This window comes from Phocaeicola oris, assembly GCF_021295095.1.
GTDB lineage: Bacteria > Bacteroidota > Bacteroidia > Bacteroidales > Bacteroidaceae > Phocaeicola > Phocaeicola oris.
Genome location: NZ_JAJLQX010000036.1, coordinates 1 through 17,974, shown reverse-complemented (window position 1 = coordinate 17,974; position 17,974 = coordinate 1). Strand labels below are relative to the sequence as shown.

11 protein-coding genes and 1 pseudogene are annotated in these 17,974 nt (G+C 39.5%); 7 read left to right on the top strand and 5 right to left on the bottom strand.

What is annotated here, in order from left to right; translation table 11 throughout:
• Nucleotides 1–530: 530 nt before the first annotated feature.
• The 4 genes from LO761_RS12190 (at nt 531) to LO761_RS12175 (ending at nt 7,373) form a co-directional block, all read left to right on the top strand.
• The gene (locus LO761_RS12190; RefSeq protein WP_272818555.1) at nt 531–4,511 is read left to right on the top strand and encodes a hybrid sensor histidine kinase/response regulator transcription factor; all 3,981 of its coding nucleotides are present in this window, start codon (nt 531–533) and stop codon (nt 4,509–4,511) included.
• Nucleotides 4,512–4,612: 101 nt separating this feature from the next.
• Entirely contained in the window at nt 4,613–5,872 is a 1,260-nt protein-coding gene (locus LO761_RS12185) for a glycosyltransferase family 4 protein (RefSeq protein WP_272818554.1), read from the top strand.
• Nucleotides 5,865–6,638 carry a glycosyltransferase family 2 protein gene (locus tag LO761_RS12180; RefSeq protein WP_272818553.1) on the top strand — a complete coding sequence of 258 codons (774 nt, stop codon included), beginning with the start codon at nt 5,865–5,867 and terminating at the stop codon, nt 6,636–6,638. Before LO761_RS12185 ends, LO761_RS12180 begins: the two co-directional genes overlap by 8 nt.
• 327 nt (nt 6,639–6,965) lie before the next feature.
• Nucleotides 6,966–7,373: a DUF4332 domain-containing protein gene (locus LO761_RS12175; protein ID WP_272818552.1), complete on the top strand. Its 408-nt coding sequence runs from the start codon at nt 6,966–6,968 to the stop codon at nt 7,371–7,373.
• Nucleotides 7,374–7,437: 64 nt separating this feature from the next.
• On the opposite strand, the gene LO761_RS12170 is transcribed toward LO761_RS12175, so the two are convergent.
• Genes LO761_RS12170 through LO761_RS12160 form a run of 3 tightly spaced genes read right to left on the bottom strand, consistent with a single transcriptional unit; the run spans nt 7,438 to nt 14,575 of the window.
• Nucleotides 7,438–9,729 (bottom strand): GH92 family glycosyl hydrolase, encoded by a 2,292-nt coding sequence (locus LO761_RS12170; RefSeq protein ID WP_272818556.1) that lies wholly within the window; start codon nt 9,727–9,729, stop codon nt 7,438–7,440.
• A 39-nt stretch (nt 9,730–9,768) separates the two neighbouring features.
• The gene (locus tag LO761_RS12165) at nt 9,769–12,060 is read right to left on the bottom strand and encodes a GH92 family glycosyl hydrolase (protein ID WP_272818551.1); all 2,292 of its coding nucleotides are present in this window, start codon (nt 12,058–12,060) and stop codon (nt 9,769–9,771) included.
• Between the two features lie 19 nt (nt 12,061–12,079).
• A complete protein-coding gene (locus tag LO761_RS12160) occupies nt 12,080–14,575 on the bottom strand; it encodes a YfhO family protein (protein WP_272818550.1) in 2,496 nt (831 codons plus the stop codon).
• A 99-nt stretch (nt 14,576–14,674) separates the two neighbouring features.
• Between LO761_RS12160 and LO761_RS12155 the strand changes: the two genes are divergently transcribed.
• Together LO761_RS12155 and LO761_RS12150 are read left to right on the top strand one after the other, a co-directional pair.
• A complete protein-coding gene (locus tag LO761_RS12155) occupies nt 14,675–15,373 on the top strand; it encodes a 5'-methylthioadenosine/adenosylhomocysteine nucleosidase (protein WP_272818549.1) in 699 nt (232 codons plus the stop codon).
• A 12-nt stretch (nt 15,374–15,385) separates the two neighbouring features.
• A complete protein-coding gene (locus tag LO761_RS12150) occupies nt 15,386–15,865 on the top strand; it encodes an S-ribosylhomocysteine lyase (protein WP_272818548.1) in 480 nt (159 codons plus the stop codon).
• A 70-nt stretch (nt 15,866–15,935) separates the two neighbouring features.
• Here LO761_RS12150 and rpsO read toward each other — a convergent pair whose 3' ends face one another.
• Nucleotides 15,936–16,205 carry a 30S ribosomal protein S15 gene (gene rpsO / locus LO761_RS12145; RefSeq protein ID WP_272818547.1) on the bottom strand — a complete coding sequence of 90 codons (270 nt, stop codon included), beginning with the start codon at nt 16,203–16,205 and terminating at the stop codon, nt 15,936–15,938.
• A 142-nt stretch (nt 16,206–16,347) separates the two neighbouring features.
• On the opposite strand from rpsO, the gene cysS reads away from it, so the two are divergent.
• A complete protein-coding gene (gene cysS, locus LO761_RS12140; RefSeq protein ID WP_272818546.1) occupies nt 16,348–17,829 on the top strand; it encodes a cysteine--tRNA ligase in 1,482 nt (493 codons plus the stop codon).
• Nucleotides 17,830–17,867: 38 nt separating this feature from the next.
• On the opposite strand, the pseudogene LO761_RS12135 reads toward cysS, so the two are convergent.
• Nucleotides 17,868–17,974, bottom strand: a pseudogene (locus LO761_RS12135) (IS982 family transposase); the annotation flags it as partial.

Below are 17,974 nucleotides of genomic sequence, written 5' to 3'. Positions count from 1 at the left end.
ACACATAAAAACAGACAAGGGCAAACCTCTCGGGATGCCTTTGCTTATTATGTTTTCGGCACGCTTACGCGCGCGTACGAAAAGACGGAAAAATGTGCTTGATGATGGGCGGTTAGAATGTGTGTGTTAGCAAATTATTTGGAATGGCCAAATAATTTGTCTTAAAATTCACGTTATGATTAAAATAGTTTCGCGCTTTACACATATTTATATGATAGGATGTAAATCACCACGTTGATGATTTCGGAGGCGAAGGTAGGTATTAAGTTCAATTTATGCAAGGAAAATACAGAAAGTTTTCATTAAACCATGTTACGATGATGACGATGCTTATCATCAACGATATATTTTTCTAATTATATTGAACTCACGTTATTTGTGAGGAAATAAGTAAAAAGAAGATGGAAAACACTATATTTACACTTTCGAAAGATTGTCTGCCACCAAACTTATGATTGGTCGCGATGAAGAAATATCCGAGGATCTAATTGTATCAATATTTTGAGAAGCGAAATGTTATAAATAAAGAAATGAAGAAACTTATTCTTATCATAATGGCTCTGACCATGTCTTGTGTATTGATGATAGCCTCAACAGACTTCAGGTTTCGCCACTTCTCTGTGGAGAATGGGTTATCTTCCAACACTATACGTGCCATCATACAAGATAAATATGGCTTTATATGGTTTGGAAGTGAATATGGATTGAACCGTTACGACGGCATTAACATCAAAGTCTATAAATCTAATCCTCAAGGACAAAATGAATACATTTCGGCATTGTATGATACAGGTGACCGGATTTGGGTGGGAACGGATAAAGGTGTTTTGATCTATGATTATGAAACGGAATACTTGAAAGCCTTTAATGTAACTACTTCGCGTGAGATAAGTCCCAACACCACTGTCAGTTGCTTTATGGAGGACAAAGATGGAAATTTATGGTTTTCGACTATAGGACAAGGAGTATTCAAGTACAATACGAACAAATACTATCTGGAACAATATGAGTTTCCTGAGGCGAATAATAAGGTAGCTGCCATTATGGTAGACGCAGATAACCAGATATGGGCGGTAACAAATTGGGGAGGGGCAGGATTGACTAAATTAAACAAGGCAGAAAACAAGTTTGAACCTTTTCAGCTTATCTATGAGACAAATGAACAGCATTCGAATTCTTTAGCCCTTCTGGAAGACACGGAACGCATGCTTTGGTTAGGAACTTGGGAATGCGGTTTGCAAAAGGTAGACAGATATACGAGAAAAGTAACTACATACCTGCATCCATCGACCGGACAAGGAGTGTCGCATATCCATTCCTTGATGGAATATGATTCTCACCGCCTTTTGATAGGCTCCGATGATGGACTTCTGCTGTTTAATACACTTACCGGAGAGCATCGTTTGTTTGCGGAAGACAAAACAGAACCTCATTCCATTTCCAATCGCTTTGTTTATCCTATTGTGAAAGATAGAGAAGGAGGAGTATGGATAGGTACCTATTACGGTGGAGTGAATTACATTTCACCTAATACAGGGCAATTCGAAAGCTTTGCTCATTCTCGCTTTTCCAATTCAGTGAATGGAACTGTCATCGGACGCTTTTGTGAAGATAAATCCGGACATATATGGATTGCGTCGGATGATGGAGGATTGAATTGCTACATGCCGGAGGAACAAAGATTCGTTTATTATAGCGCAAGCGGCAAGGAAAATAGTCTTTCTTATCATAATGTACACGCACTATGCATGGACGATGATAACCTGTGGATTGGTACTTATACCGGAGGAGTAAATGTATTGAACCTGCGGACAGGACTCTTTAAAGTATATCTCTCTTATCGGGATAACCCGTCGACGCTTGATGGAACAAGCTCTTACGCTATCTTCAGAGACCGCAAAAAGAATATCTGGGTAGCATCCATGTCCGGAGTAAATTTGTATAATCGGGAAACAGATAACTTTACAAGAGTGAAGGACTTAGGCTCATTAACTATTGATATAGATCAAGATACGAATGGGAACATTTGGTTTTCTACACAAGAAAAAGGATTGTTCAAATACAATCCGGATAAACAAACTTGGAAGAATTATGTGCATAACAGTCTTCCGGGTTCGTTACTCAGCGACCAAGTGAATTGTATCCTGATTGACAGTGACGGAAACATGTGGATTGGAACAATGAATGGTCTATGCCGATATGATGTGAAACATGATGCGTTTGAGGCTGTCCCTTTAAATATCCCCAACAATAATATTTGCGGAATAGTAGAAGAGCAACGAATACTATGGCTGACTACTGCCAAAGGACTGGTACGTTACGTTCCGGGAGAAGGAGCTCAAGTCTTTTCTGTCAGCGACGGATTGCAGAGTGAACAGTTCCTACCGAATGCGGTATTAAAAGCTTCTGATGGAAAAATCTACATCGGTTCGGTGAATGGCTTCAATGCTTTCTATCCTTATCAGATAAAAATTAACCAAGTGCTACCACCGGTGGTTATAACCGGTCTGGAGATATTTAATAAGGAAGTAAGAGTAGGAGACCGGTTACTCTCAAAGAATTTAAATGCGATAAGAGAGTTGGAGCTGTCTTATAAAGAAAATGTTTTAAGCCTTTTATATGCCTCATTAAGCTATTGCACACCAGAGAAGAATCAGTATGCGTATAAATTGGAAGGTTTTGACAAGGAATGGAATCATGTAGGAGCACAAAACAAAGCAACTTATACGAATTTGCCTGCGGGGAATTATGTGTTCAGGGTGAGGGCGACTAACAATAATGGAATTTGGAGTGACAAAGAAGCCACGCTAAAAATAATTATTCATCCTCCTTTCTATTGGAGTATGGCTGCTAAAGTCTTCTATTTCATATTAGCATGTTTCATTTTGGTTTTCTCCATACGCTTTCTATTGAAACGAACAGAAAAGAAGCATCTGGAGGAAATCAATCGGTTGAATGTGACCAAAGAAAAAGAAGTACATGAGGCTAAAATCAAGTTCTTTACAATGATAGCCCATGAGATACGTACTCCTGTTTCACTTATCATAGGCCCTTTGGAAAAAATCATGAAGTTAACCGATCCGATTCCTATGAAAGTACGCAACGATTTGAACATAATAGACCGTAACAGTCAAAGATTACTATTTTTAGTGAATCAGTTGTTAGATTTTCGCAAAGTGGAACAAGAGGGCATGGCTATCCGCTTTGCATGGCAAAACATACGTCAATTGATGGAAGCTGTGTGTGAACGGTTCAGACCTTTTATTTCTCATCATGGCGTTCGACTGGACGTAGAGTACCCGGCTGCCGATTTTATAGCTATGGTAGATAGTGAAGCGATCACAAAACTTATAAGCAATCTGTTAACTAATGCCAATAAATATACTAAAGACCGGGTACTCTTATCCTGTACAATACAGTCCGAACAGCATACGTTTGTTATCAGAGTAACAGATAACGGCATCGGTATCAGTAAGGAAGAACAAGAAAATATTTTTAAACCTTTTTATCAGGCTGTAGACAATAAGCCGGGCACAGGCATCGGACTCAATATCGTAAAGAGTATCGTAGAAGCTCATAACGGGTGTATAGAAGTGGAATCAGATGTAAACAAAGGAGCTTCCTTTATCGTGACGCTCCCTATAGAGCAAAGCAAGGCAGAAGCAGGGAACGGTAGCTCGGATATCCTTAATCCGGCAATACCGGAAGATATTCTTTCTGAAAGGTTGCCGGTGGTGATCGCCCCAAAAGACAGACCGGTGATGTTAATTGTAGACGATAACGAGGAGATGCGATATTTTCTCTCGAATAGTTTTGCCGAGCAATATATTATCGTAACTGCAGAAGACGGAGTAGATGCATTGGAAAAGATGAAAGAGAATGAGGTGACTTTGATTGTAAGCGACTGGATGATGCCTCGCATGGATGGAATAGAGCTTTGCCGGAAAATACGAGCTGACCAAACCATCAGTCATATCCCCTTTATTCTGTTGACTGCTAAGACGGATATGGACTCTAAAGTGGAAGGTTTAGATTGTGGAGCGGACGCTTACATAGAGAAGCCTTTTTCCGTGCAATATTTAGAAGCTTGTATCAAAAATCTGCTTGATTTGCGTAATTTATTACGCAACAAATTCTCGAAAATGCCTATGGTGCCATTAGCCAGCGTCGCAAACAATACGACAGATAACAAGTTCCTTACTCGCATCAATGAAGTTATAGAGCAGAACTTCTCTAATCCGGAACTGTCTGTTGATTTTCTGGCAGAGCAATTGTGCATAAGTCGGTCCGGACTATTTGCAAAAATCAAAACATTGACTGATGTTACTCCCAACGAACTAATTCAGATTGTTAGACTTAAGAAAGCAGCAGCATTGCTTATGGAGAATCAGTATAGGATTAATGAAATATGCTACATGGTTGGGTTCAATAGTCCGTCTTATTTTGCAAAATGTTTTCAGAAACAGTTCGGCATGAAACCGAGCGAATTTATAAACGAAAAGGAAGCGTAATAACGAAACACCGGTAAAATCATGTGTATCTATGCATAGATTTTCATTCGTCTATATAAAGAAAATAGGTATAAAAATATACCTTTGCAAAAAACTAAGGGATGAGAATACTAATCGTCAACACATCTGAAAGGGTTGGTGGCGCAGCCATTGCAGCGAACCGACTCATGACGGCTTTAATTAATAATGGAATTAAGGCAAAGATGCTTGTTCGCGATAAGCAGACAAATAATACTAATGTTGTACAACTGAAACGTTCATGGAAAACGATATGGGATTTTTTATGGGAACGGTTTGTCATCTGGGTAGCCAACCGTTTCAGCAAGAAAGAACTGTTTGCGGTGGACATTGCCAATACGGGTACAGACATTACTTCCCTACCCGAATTCACGCAGGCCGATATTATTCATCTAAATTGGATTAACCAAGGAATGCTTTCTATGAAAGACATTCAAAAGATTATTCGGTCGGGCAAACCCATCGTTTGGACTATGCACGACATGTGGCCTATTACCGGTATCTGTCACCATGCCGAACAATGCGAGAAATACTATACAAGCTGCCATTCCTGCCCGCACCTACAAAATTCAGGGAAAAAAGATTTGTCATACAAAGTGTACCAACAGAAAAAACGTATCTATAAAGATGCAAATATTACATTTGTTGGCTGCAGCCGATGGATTGCCAACCGTGCTCGAAAAAGCGGATTAGCAGAAAGAAAAGAAGTAATCGACATTCCCAACCCTCTTAATGTCAATCTCTTTAAATCGCACAATAAGCAGGAAGCACGCAAGTATTGCCATTTGCCTAAAGACAAAAAACTATTGCTCTTCGGATCTGCCAAAATCACCAATAAACAAAAAGGAATTAATTACCTGATTGAAGCCTGTAATCTGATTGCCCAAACAGATCAAAAATGGAGTAAGGAACTCGGAGTTGTTGTGCTGGGACAAAATGGTGACCAGTTTGCGTCGCTTTTCCCTTTTCCTTGCTATGTTCTGAATTATGTCCGCACAGAAAAAGATTTAGTGAATATCTATAACGCGGTTGACATTTACATCACACCATCTTTAATGGAAAATTTGCCGAACACTATTATGGAAGCGATGGCTTGTGGCGTCCCATGTGTCGGATTTAACATCGGAGGTATTCCGGAAATGATTGATCACTTGCACAACGGATATGTCGCAACTTACAAATCGGCTGAAGACTTGGCCAACGGAATTAAATGGATACTTTCGGACGACTATAAGAACCTCAGCGATATGGCTTGTCAAAAAGTTGCCTCAACCTATTCCGAAAATCAAATAGCCAAACAATATATCAACTTATACAATAAAATTACAAACGACAATGCATAATATTCATACTACACATCTTCACCCGAAATTCTCAATCGTTACGGTGACGTATAACGCGGAGTCCGTGATCGACGATACTATTCAAAGTATTGTTACCCAAACATATCATAATTTTGAATATATTATTATAGACGGCGGCTCGACAGATAAGACTATGAATATTATCAACCAATACAAAAACCTTATCACTAAAGTTATCAGTGAACCGGACAACGGGCTCTATGATGCCATGAACAAAGGAATCAATCTGGCTACAGGCGACTATATCTGTTTTATGAATGCCGGCGATGAATTCCATGAAGACGACACGCTGCAATTAATAGTGCATTCGTTAAAAGGAACCGACTTGCCGGATGTGATTTATGGCGATACGGATATAGTGAATAGTGAAAGACATTTTCTGCATAAACGTCGTCTCTCTCCACCCGATAAGCTCACTTGGAAAAGTTTTAAAAACGGAATGTTGGTATGTCATCAAGCATTCTTCGCACGAATGGAGTTAGTCAAAAAAACACCATACGATTTAAAATACCGCTTTTCGTCCGACTTCGATTGGTGTATCCGCATACTTCAACAAGCCGGTGTGATTCATAATACACACCTCACACTTATTGACTATCTGAACGAGGGATTAACCACTAAAAATCATCAAGCCTCCTTAAAAGAACGTTTTCATATCATGTGTAAACACTACGGATTCATCAGTACAGCCCTGCGCCATGTAGGATTCGTTTTCCGTGCTCTACGTCATAACGAAAAAGCATAAAATCAACACACATCATGATAAGCAACATTTAAGTAACTAATAAGAAAAGTTGAATAAACCATGAACACCAATAGGATGGTTCACGCTGGTGAGGCACGTGTACCACGTGCGTGACGCAAGTGTATCACGCAGGTGACGCAAGTGTACCACGTGCGTGAGACACCTAATAAATAAAGAGAAAAACTATCATTACAAGAAGATAACAGAAAGTCATAAGGTTAAGGTCGAATTATTTCCTTAAAAGAATTTGAATTAATCTAATCTTTAACTATATTTGTCAAAATATTTGAACACCTGAAAATCAACTGTTTTTATTTATATAATACTATGGCATATAAAATTATCGACATTGAAGGGATTGGCGAAGTTTACGCCAAGAAATTAATGGAAGCAGGAATTGAGACTCCTGCGGAGTTGCTAAAGAAATGTGCGTCTCCTACCGGTCGTAAGGCTTTGGAGCAAGGAACCGGTATCTCAGGCGATCTGATTTTAAAGTGGACAAATCATGCCGACTTATTTCGTATTAAAGGCATCGGACCACAGTTTGCCGAATTGTTGGAAGCTGCCGGAGTTGATACTGTTAAGGAATTACAGCATCGTGTCCCCGAAAATCTTCAAAAGAAGTTAGAAGAAACAAATGAACACAAACACGTGGTACGTCGTGTTCCGGCATTAAAAGAAGTAATAAAAATGATTGATCAGGCTAAGGAATTACCTGCAATAATAACTTATTAGCCTCGTTAACATAAAGGAGCAACTTGTTTCCGTTATGAGCAAGCCGCTCCTTTATCTCTTTATTCTACAGACCATCTGTCAGAGAATAAGGCTTATCAGCTTTTGCCAATCCTCGTTTCTTGTTTGGAGAAGACCCCATCATGAATTCCAATACTCCGCCGTTTAAAATATCTTCGTGCACGATGTACAGTTTATCATACGGTTTCCCATTCAACTTGACAGACCGTACATACCTGTTCTTGTCACTTACTTTCGGAGCTTTTATTTCAAAAGTCTTCCAATTCGGAAGGTCAAGCTTCATATAAGGCAGATAAGGCGCGCCAAGTACATACTGGTTTGTTCCCGGACAAACCGGATAAAATCCCATCGCTGTAAAAATATACCAAGCCGACATCTGTCCGCAATCATCGTTACCGCCCAGCCCGCGAATATCATTCCGATACATTTTGTTCATAATCTCACGAACCCAATACTGTGTCTTCCATGGTTGCGAAGTCCAAGCATATAAATAAGGAATATGATGACTTGGTTCATTTCCATGAACATATCCACCAATCAAACAATCAATTGTGATATCCTCATTGTCTTTATAATAAATAGGGTCAAGTGGCTTATTAAAAAGCTCATCCAACTTCTGTATATAGTTCTTTTCTCCACCCATCAGATCCATATCTCCATACACATCTTGAGGCACATGAAATGAAAAGTTAAAAGAGTTACCCTCAATGAAACCTTCTCCATAAGTCTGACGAACATCAAAATCTTTTTTAAATTCTCCGTTCCTATTCTTTGGACGAGCAAATCCGATAGACGTATCAAATACGTTCTTATAATACAAAGCACGTTGTCTATATTGCTTAGCGATTGCTTCATTCCCGGCATTCTGAGCTATCTTATAAATAGCCCAATCGTCATAGCTATACTCCAGCGTCGTTGACGCAGCCGTACTACTTAATTCGTACGGAACATATCCCAATTTTATATATTCACCCAATCCGTCCAAATAGCCAACACTCGAAGTCTTCACCATCGACTTGAGTGCTTCATTCTTATCCACATCGGCTCCTTTGGTAATTGCGTCAGCTAAAACAGAAACAGCATGATATCCGCTCATACACCAGTTATCATTCGCCATATGGCTCCATACCGGCAACAAACCATGCACACTTTGCTGCTGATGCCGAATCATAGAGATCACCATATCACGAGCCTGTCTTGTTTTCATCAGCATAAGCAACGGATGTTCTGCACGATATGTATCCCATAAAGAGAAAATAGTATAATTCGTAAAGCCATCAGCCTCATGAATATTTTGATCCAATCCACGATATTTCCCGTCAACATCCATGTAAATCGACGGATTAATCATAGTATGATAATAAGAAGTATAGAACATCGCTTTCTGATCGGCCGATCCTTCTACTGTTATAGAAGAAAGTTCCTTGTTCCAATCCTGTCTGGCTTCAGAAAGAACAGTATCAAAATCCTTCGATGCTGCTTCTGCCCGCAAATTCTTCAAAGCACCTTCCGTACTTGTGGCAGAAATTCCCACTTTCACTATGAGTTCGGGATACTGATTAGTATCGAATTCAAAAAAAGCAACGACTTTTCGGCCGCCCATCTCAGGGAAATTACGCTCTATAGGAAACTTACGCCAAAAGCCATTGTAAAGAGGTTTCTTCAAGTCCTTATATCCATAATTCTTAATAGGCTGTGATAAAGAGATGGCAAAATAAGTGTAATTTGTCCGAGCCCAACCGTTAGTGACGCGATACCCTGTGAGCAGCGTATCATTCTCCACACGAACCATTGCCCATAACGTTTTCCCGTCATAATTGTAAATACCATGATCCAAGTCAAGAATAATTCGGCCTTTCATATTCGTGGGAAAAGTATATTTATGAACCCCGACCCGCTTAGTTGCTGTTAGTTGAGCCTTCACACCATAATCATCAAGCATCACTTCATAATATCCGGGAGAAGCTTTCTCTGTAGTATGCGAAAAGCGAGAACGGTATCCACTATCCGGGTTATCGCTCGTCCCCGGATTTAATTTCAGAGGGCCCGTAGTAGGCATAATCATAATATCACCCAAGTCAGAATGCCCTGTTCCACTCAAATGCGTATGGCTAAACCCCACAATAGTTTTATCAGCATACTGATAACCGGCACAATATTCATAAGAATGTGGCTGGTAAATACCATTCACATTATGCGGAATTGTATCCGTATCCGGACTGAGCTGAACAGCTCCAAAAGGAACACATGCCCCCGGGAAGGTATGCCCCATTCCATCAGTTCCAATAATAGGATTCACATATTCACCCTGCGCAAACAATGCAATTGTGCTACACATTGTTATAACGAGCGCAATAACTTTCTTCATACCTTCCAATTATTTCTCATTTGACAAAGAATACGGAAAATCACTTTCGTTAATTCCTCTCTGTATATTCGGCTTGCTATCCATTACAAAATCCAATTCAACGCCTTTCTGCAAGTCAAAGTGATCAAGATAGCACTTTGTATATTTCTCCTTATTATAAGTTAGCGACTTTATATAAACATTTTCTTCGCTATTGTTCGGAGCATTGATAACTATCTTTTTCCCATTTTCCAGTGAAACAGTCGCTTTCTTAAAATAAGGAGTACCCAATACATATTGATTACTTCCCGGACAGACCGGATAAAATCCCAAGGCTGTAAATACGTACCAAGCAGAAGTCTGACCATTATCTTCGTCTCCACAATATCCATCAGGAGTTGGGAAATACAAACGATTCATAACCTCACGCAACCAATACTGGGTTTTCCAAGGCTGTCCGGCATAGTTATAAAGGTAAATCATGTGTTGGATAGGTTGATTCCCATGAGCATAATTACCAAAATTCATAATCTGCATCTCACGTATCTCATGAATTGTCTGACCATAATAGCTATCATCAAAAACAGGCGGAACAACAAAAACAGAATCTAACATATTCACAAAATCTTCTTTTCCTCCCATTAGGTCTATTAATCCCTGAACATCATGGAACACACTCCAAGTATAATGCCAGCTATTTCCCTCCGTAAAAGCGTCACCCCATTTGAAAGGACTGAACGGAGATTGGAATTGCCCGTTCTTATTTTTTCCTCGCATAAGTTTATGTGTCGGATCATATACATTTTTATAATTAAAAGTACGCTGCTTATAAACAGCTATCTCACTTTCCGGACGTCCCAGCTTTTTGCCCATCTGATAAATGCACCAATCATCGTAAGCATATTCTAATGTTCGAGCCACATTCTCATTAATCCCTACATTATAAGGAATATATCCCAACTCATTATAATATTGATAACCGATACGACCTGTTGAAGTGACTTTTGGATGAACGGAATTAGCACCATGAAGCAAGCCTTCAAACATCTTCTCCGGGTTCTCTTTTGTGATACCTTTCAGATAAGCATCAGCAACAATTGACGCTGAATTATTTCCAATCATACAATCGCGGTGTCCGGGGCTTGCCCATTCAGGGAAGAATCCACTTTCTAAATAGGTATTCAGCAAACCTTCCTGCATCTTTTCTCCCATAGACGGATAAACCAGATTGACGAAAGGGAAAAGACAACGGAACGTATCCCAGAAACCCGTATCAGAAAACATGTATCCGTTATGAACCTTTCCATCGAACGGACTATAATGAATAGGCTTTCCATTCACATCATATTCGAAAAGTTGACGAGGGAAAAGCACGGAACGGTAAAAACAAGAATAAAAAATACGCAAGTGATCCACATTTGTATCCTCAACCTTAATTTTACCAAGCACGTCATTCCACTTATTATATGCGGCAGTCTTTACCTGATCAAAACTATTGTCTTCCAACTCTTGTAAGTTGCGCTCAGCCTGCTCCCAACTAATAAAAGAAGAAGCCACCTGAGCATGAATCACAGCACCATTCTTTGTATCAAACTCTACAACAGCACCTGCATGATTAGCCGTCAGTTCAAGCTGATTTTCAACTATATCATCACCCGACCACACCTTATTATACACAAACGGTGTGTCAAATTTAATGATAAAATAGTTTTTAAAATTGGATGGTACCCCTCCGCTGTTTTTGGTAGTATAGCCTATCACTTCTTGCTTTTCAGGAATAATCTTCACATACGAGCCTTTGTCAAAAGCATCAATCAGAACATACGAATGCTCCTTATCAGGAAAATGGAAACGAAAATAAGCAGCCCGTTCCGTCGGAGTAATTTCCGTAGTAACATCATAATCTGCTAAATAAGCTTTATAATAATAAGGAGTCGCGACCTCTGCCTTATGTGAGAACCACGAAGCTCGTTTATTCTCATCAATATTCAGCATTCCCGTAACAGGCATCAAAGAAAATTGTCCATAATCATTTATCCACGGACTTGGCTGGTGGGTCTGCTTGAAACCACAGATTTTATCCGAAGCATAAGTATAAGCCCAACCATCACCCATCTTACCTGTTTGAGGCATCCAAAAATTCATTCCCCAAGGCAAAGCTATTGCCGGATAAGTATTCCCATTCGAAAGGGAGAATTTTGAATCTGTCCCCATCAAAGTATTCACATAATCCACCAGATTTTTCTGCTCATCCATCCGACTGACCGCATTGGTATTTATACCAATCAAGAGTGTCAATATTAATAATCCTAATTTTCTCATATTTCAAACATCTATTTGTCTATTTCTCTATTTCTTTTCTACTACCTTTAATAGTCTGAAAGACAATGCCTATTAAAGCCAGAATTAAAAATGCCATAGCCACATAAGCCACTCTCTCGGTAACAACCAATGACTTCGGATGAAAATCGAATATAATCGTATGCTTCCCCGCCGGAACATTCATTGCACGTAAAATATAATCAGCACGCCCAAATGGAGCTTCTTTCCCATCAATAGTAGCCGACCAACCCGGATAATAAATCTCCGAGAATACTACTACGCCATCTTCTTTCGAATCAACCTCGTATTTCAAATTATTCGGTTCATAAGCGACAAGTTTTATAACACTCGTCGAATCTTTTGCCGCCCCAGCCTTCACATCTTTACTAAACGATTCTGCAATAATCGCCACCTCTTTCGGATTGACTTCACCTATTGCTTTTATCTCCTCATTAGCAGTCTTTACTGTTTGAACCTTATTTACGAACCAAGCATTGCCGTAAGCATACGGATTCAAAATAGGAACTGTTTTACCATCCTGCAACGGAAGAATAAAGTAGCGGGTATTCAACATATTCAAAACAGAGAATTTCGATGCATCTAAAGCTGTCATATCACCTCCTGCCTGAACAATGCCTTTATATAAATAATCAATCTCCGAAGTGATATGATTTTCTATCATCTCTTGATAACGACGGAGCTTAGCCGCATGATAACCACCAATACTCTTATGGAAATACGAAGTAAAATTCTCATTAAACGTATTTGTTGATAAGTTCAGAACTCTGAAATCCAAAGTTTTATCTGCAAGGATATACTTATCCGATTCACTCGGTTGAAAAGAATCGGTTTGTGCTGAATTCGGAACAAACAAACTGTCATATAAATAACGCTTGTTGACGCCCCACATATCGAATAAACAAAGCACAGCCAATAGCACAATGGTAGCTGTAGCCTTCAATTTCTTCTTACAGTAAGCCAAAAGGAATCCACAACCAATAATGATAATGATGAAGCTACGCCACGCATCGGAAGTGAAGATAGCAACACGCATATCGGTCAGGTTTGTCAATAATGGAGCTAATTGCTCAGCCGGAAGTCCATTTAAAGCTTGCATCTCCATTGAAGAAACAAAACTTGGAAAGAAAAACCTCGGCGCAATGGCAAAAAGAAATGCGAGTAAGCCTGTCAGCCCAAAACTGATACCAAAAGCTTTTGTATTCTTTTTCAAAAATCGCGGTCGATTAATTACTTCTCGCAATGCCATAACTGCTAACAACGGAATAGAAAACTCGGCTATTACCAATGCTGTAGATACGGCACGAAACTTATCGTACATGGGGACTATATCAAGGAAGAAATCTGTGAAACCCATAAAATTCTTTCCCCAAGAAAGAAGAATAGAAAGCACAGTTAATGCAAAAAGAGCCCATTTCATCGGACCTTTTACAATAAACAAACCCAGAAAAAAGAGAAATAATACAAAAGCCCCAACATAAACCGGACCGGAAGTTCCCGGTTGTTCACCCCAATACTGACCTAACTGATTATAAATATTCTTATACATGGGATTAGCTTTCTTCATCGCTGTTTCATTTTGTGAGAGAGGAACAGATGCCCCACCTTTGACATTCGGAACCAGCAAAGAGAATGTCTCACCTATGCCATAACTCCACTGAGTAATATAATCGCGATCTAATCCGCTCTTTGTCTGATTAGCACTGTTCTTCTTTACCAACTCACTTTTGCCACGCATAGATTCCTTACTATACTGATAAGTATGATAAAGATTAGAGAAGTTCACACAAATGCCTAATAATCCTGCCAACATCACCACACCGGTTGCTTTAACAAACCGGAGAATTTTCTTCTGTTTAACAAACTGAAAGCCAAAAGCAATGACCATAAACAGCATTACAAAAAGGAAGTAATAACTCATTTGAAGATGATTCGACATAATTTGCAAAGCAACAAATAATGCCGTAACAAATCCTCCCCACAGATACTTTCCTCTATACGCCAATACCAAACCGGCGATAGTTGGAGGAATATAAGCCAGCGTAATATACTGCCAAATATGACCAGCAGCAATTAAGATAAAGAAATAAGAAGAGAAAGCCCAAATAACGGAACCTAATGAAGCAAGCCAGACTTTAAAGTTGAACGCCCATAATAAAATATAGAAACCAAGTAACATGATAAACACATACCATACATAATTCGGAAGGAACAGATGGTAAATCTTTTCAACTCCCTTCAACACATCAGTCGATTTATAGCTGGGCGATATCTGGTAAGTTGGCATTCCTCCGAACAAAGAGTTTGTCCAACGAGTACGCTCACCTGTCTTCTCCATATATTCCTTCGCTTCTTGTCCGGATCCTACACCTTCTGATGAATCGTGACGAAAAAGGATACGTCCTTCAAATGTCGCAGGAGTAAAATAAGCGAAAGAAATAATAATGAATACGATAATAGCTATAATATCCGGTAGAATTTTCTTAACCACATTCATAAAGCAAACATTTAAATCTAATCGCAAAGATAACGATATAGTCCGATAAAATCTTTAAATTTGCAAAGATAAAATGAAAACATTCTATATCAAAAGATTATGAAAGTAGGAATTATATGTGCCATGTCCACAGAACATCACCAAATAGAGCAAATTCTTTTAAACAAGAAACATGAAGTCAAAGGACCGTTCAAATATATTACAGGAACTATTGGAGAAAACGATGTCGTATTAACGCAATGCGGTATAGGGAAAGTTAATTCCTCAGCAGGAGCTGTGGAGATAATCCGGAATTTCCATCCTAACTGCATTATGAGTACCGGCGTAGCTGGAGGAATCGACAAGTCCCTGAACGTAATGGACGTTGTTGTCAGCAATGAGATTGTTTATCACGACGTATGGTGCGGCGATGGAAACGAATGGGGACAAGTTCAAGGACTGCCCCCTCGCTTTAAGGGAAACCAAACATTAATTGATGTGGCAAAGTCGCTTTGTACCGATACAAAAATTCATGAAGGCCTTATCTGTAGTGGAGATCAGTTCATTACAGCAGGAGAACAGTTGCAACAAATCAAACTTCGATTCCCTGAAGGCTTAGCTGTTGACATGGAAAGTGGTTCTATCGCCCAAGTTTGCTATCTGTTTAAAACTCCGTTCATTAGTTTTCGTATCATTAGTGATACTCCGGGAGCAAAGAAAGACAATTGGATCCAATATAAAAATTTCTGGAAGACCATTGCCAATCGTTCGTTTGCCGTTACAAAAGCATATTTAAACGCCTTGCCAAAAACATTATAAAAAATAAAATATATGAAAACTATTCCAAGCTTTACCATTAACCACCTGAAACTATTACGTGGCATTTATGTGTCCAGAAAAGATAAAATAGGCGATGAGGTTGTTACTACATTCGATATTCGTATGAAAGAACCCAACCGTGAGCCGGTATTACATCCTGGAGCTATCCATACCATTGAACATCTGGCTGCAACCTACTTGCGCAACCATCCTGTTTGGGGAGATAAAATAGTATATTGGGGACCCATGGGATGTCTTACAGGTAATTATCTTCTAATGAGGGGAGATTTGGAATCAGAAGATATTGTTAATCTGATGAAAGAAACATTCCGCTTTGTCGCAGAATTTGAAGGCGAGGTTCCCGGAGCACAACCGAAAGACTGCGGGAATTATCTGCTTCACGATCTACCCATGGCAAAATATGAGTCCGCCAAGTATCTGCATGAAGTACTCGAAAACATTACTGAAGCGAATCTATATTATCCTGATTGACAGGGGAAATAAAGAAAAAGAGAGCCGATTCTCGAAAGGAATCGGCTCTCTTTTTGTCTTTTCAACAGGATTAACGACGTAATCCTAAAGCATCAACAATAGCACGATAACGCATAATATCGCGATCTTTCAAGTAATTAAGTAAAGCACGACGCTTACCTACCAACCGAGTTAATGCTCTTTCTGTGCTATAATCTTTTCTGTTGGACTTTAAATGTTCCGTCAGGTGAGAAATACGGTATGAAAACAATGCTATCTGAGACTCACAAGACCCAGTATCAGAGTTAGACTTTCCGTACTTTTCAAAGATTTCTTTCTTTTCTGCAGAATCTAAATACATAAAGTTTTTTATTTATAAGTAAAACAAATTTTGCGGTGCAAATATAGCCAATTCTTTTAACATAACAAGTATTTATCTAATTAATTTTTTTCTTTCCTCACGAATATATACCTTTGTCGTTGCATTTATAAGACTATAAAAGATGAATAGTAAACTGGTTATTTATAATACGCTGAACCGCCGAAAAGAGCTTTTCGTCCCCTTGAACGCTCCGCATGTAGGAATGTATGTATGCGGTCCGACAGTTTATGGCGACCCACATTTAGGACATACTCGTCCTGCCATTACGTTCGATGTGCTGTTCCGTTATCTCACCCATCTGGGTTATAAAGTCCGTTATGTTCGTAATATCACAGACGTTGGACATTTAGAACACGATGCTGACGAAGGTGAAGATAAAATTGAGAAAAAAGCCCGATTAGAACAATTGGAGCCGATGGAAATTGCACAGTATTATACTAACCGCTACCACGATGCCATGAAGTCTTTGAATGTATTGCCACCAAGCATTGAGCCGCATGCCACCGGTCATATCATTGAGCAAGAGGAACTGGTGAAGGAAATCGTAGACAATGGCTTCGGGTATATCAGCGATGGTTCCGTTTACTTCGACGTTCCTAAATATAATGAAAAATTTCACTACGGAATACTTTCAGGTCGTAATTTAGAAGATGTATTGAACACCTCACGTGAACTCGACGGACAGGAGGAAAAGCATCATCCTGTCGATTTCGCTTTATGGAAGAAAGCGACTCCGGAACATATCATGCGATGGCCAAGTCCGTGGAGCAATGGATTCCCGGGATGGCACTGCGAGTGTACTGCTATGGGACGAAAATATTTGGGAAACCACTTCGATATTCACGGAGGAGGCATGGATCTGATCTTTCCGCATCACGAATGTGAGATAGCCCAAGCAGTTGCTTCGCAAGGCGATATGATGGTAAAATACTGGATGCACAACAACATGTTGACTATTAATGGGCAAAAGATGGCCAAATCTTTAGGCAACTTCATCACGCTGGAACAATTATTTACAGGGAAACATGAGCTACTCACGCAAGCATACAGTCCGATGACCATCCGTTTCTTCATTCTTCAGGCACATTACCGCAGCACTGTTGACTTTAGTAACGACGCTCTGCTGGCTGCAGAAAAAGGATTAGCCCGTATCAACGATGCTATCCGTAACCTAAAGCGCATCACACCATCTAAAACAACTAACGGTATGAACGTTCAAGACATCTGTGAGAAATGTTACGATGCCATGAACGATGATTTGAATACTCCTATAGTCATTGCCACACTTTTCGACGCTGCCCGACAAATTAATAGCGTAGTTGATAAAAAAGCAACCATCTCTGCACCCGATTTAGAAGAGTTAACGAAGATATTCCGTATTTTCTTTTATGAAATTTTAGGAATTAAAGAAGAAGTAGGAGCAAACAATAAAGCACGTGAGGAAGCTTACGGGAAAGTTGTTGACATGGTTTTAGAACAACGACAACGAGCTAAAGCTAATAAAGACTGGGCTACAAGCGATAAGATACGCAACGAGCTGACCGAATTCGGCTTTGAAATAAAAGATACAAAAGATGGCTTTACTTGGAATTTAAATAAATAAAAGAAATCGTTTTTTAATATAACGTGAGTTCGACGAATTCAAAATAAGGCAAGCTGTGTATCAATTGTTCTGGTAACATTGATACACGGCTTCTTTGGAAAACAGCAGTATGCTGCTATTGCAGCCAAGAGGTTGACCATGAAAT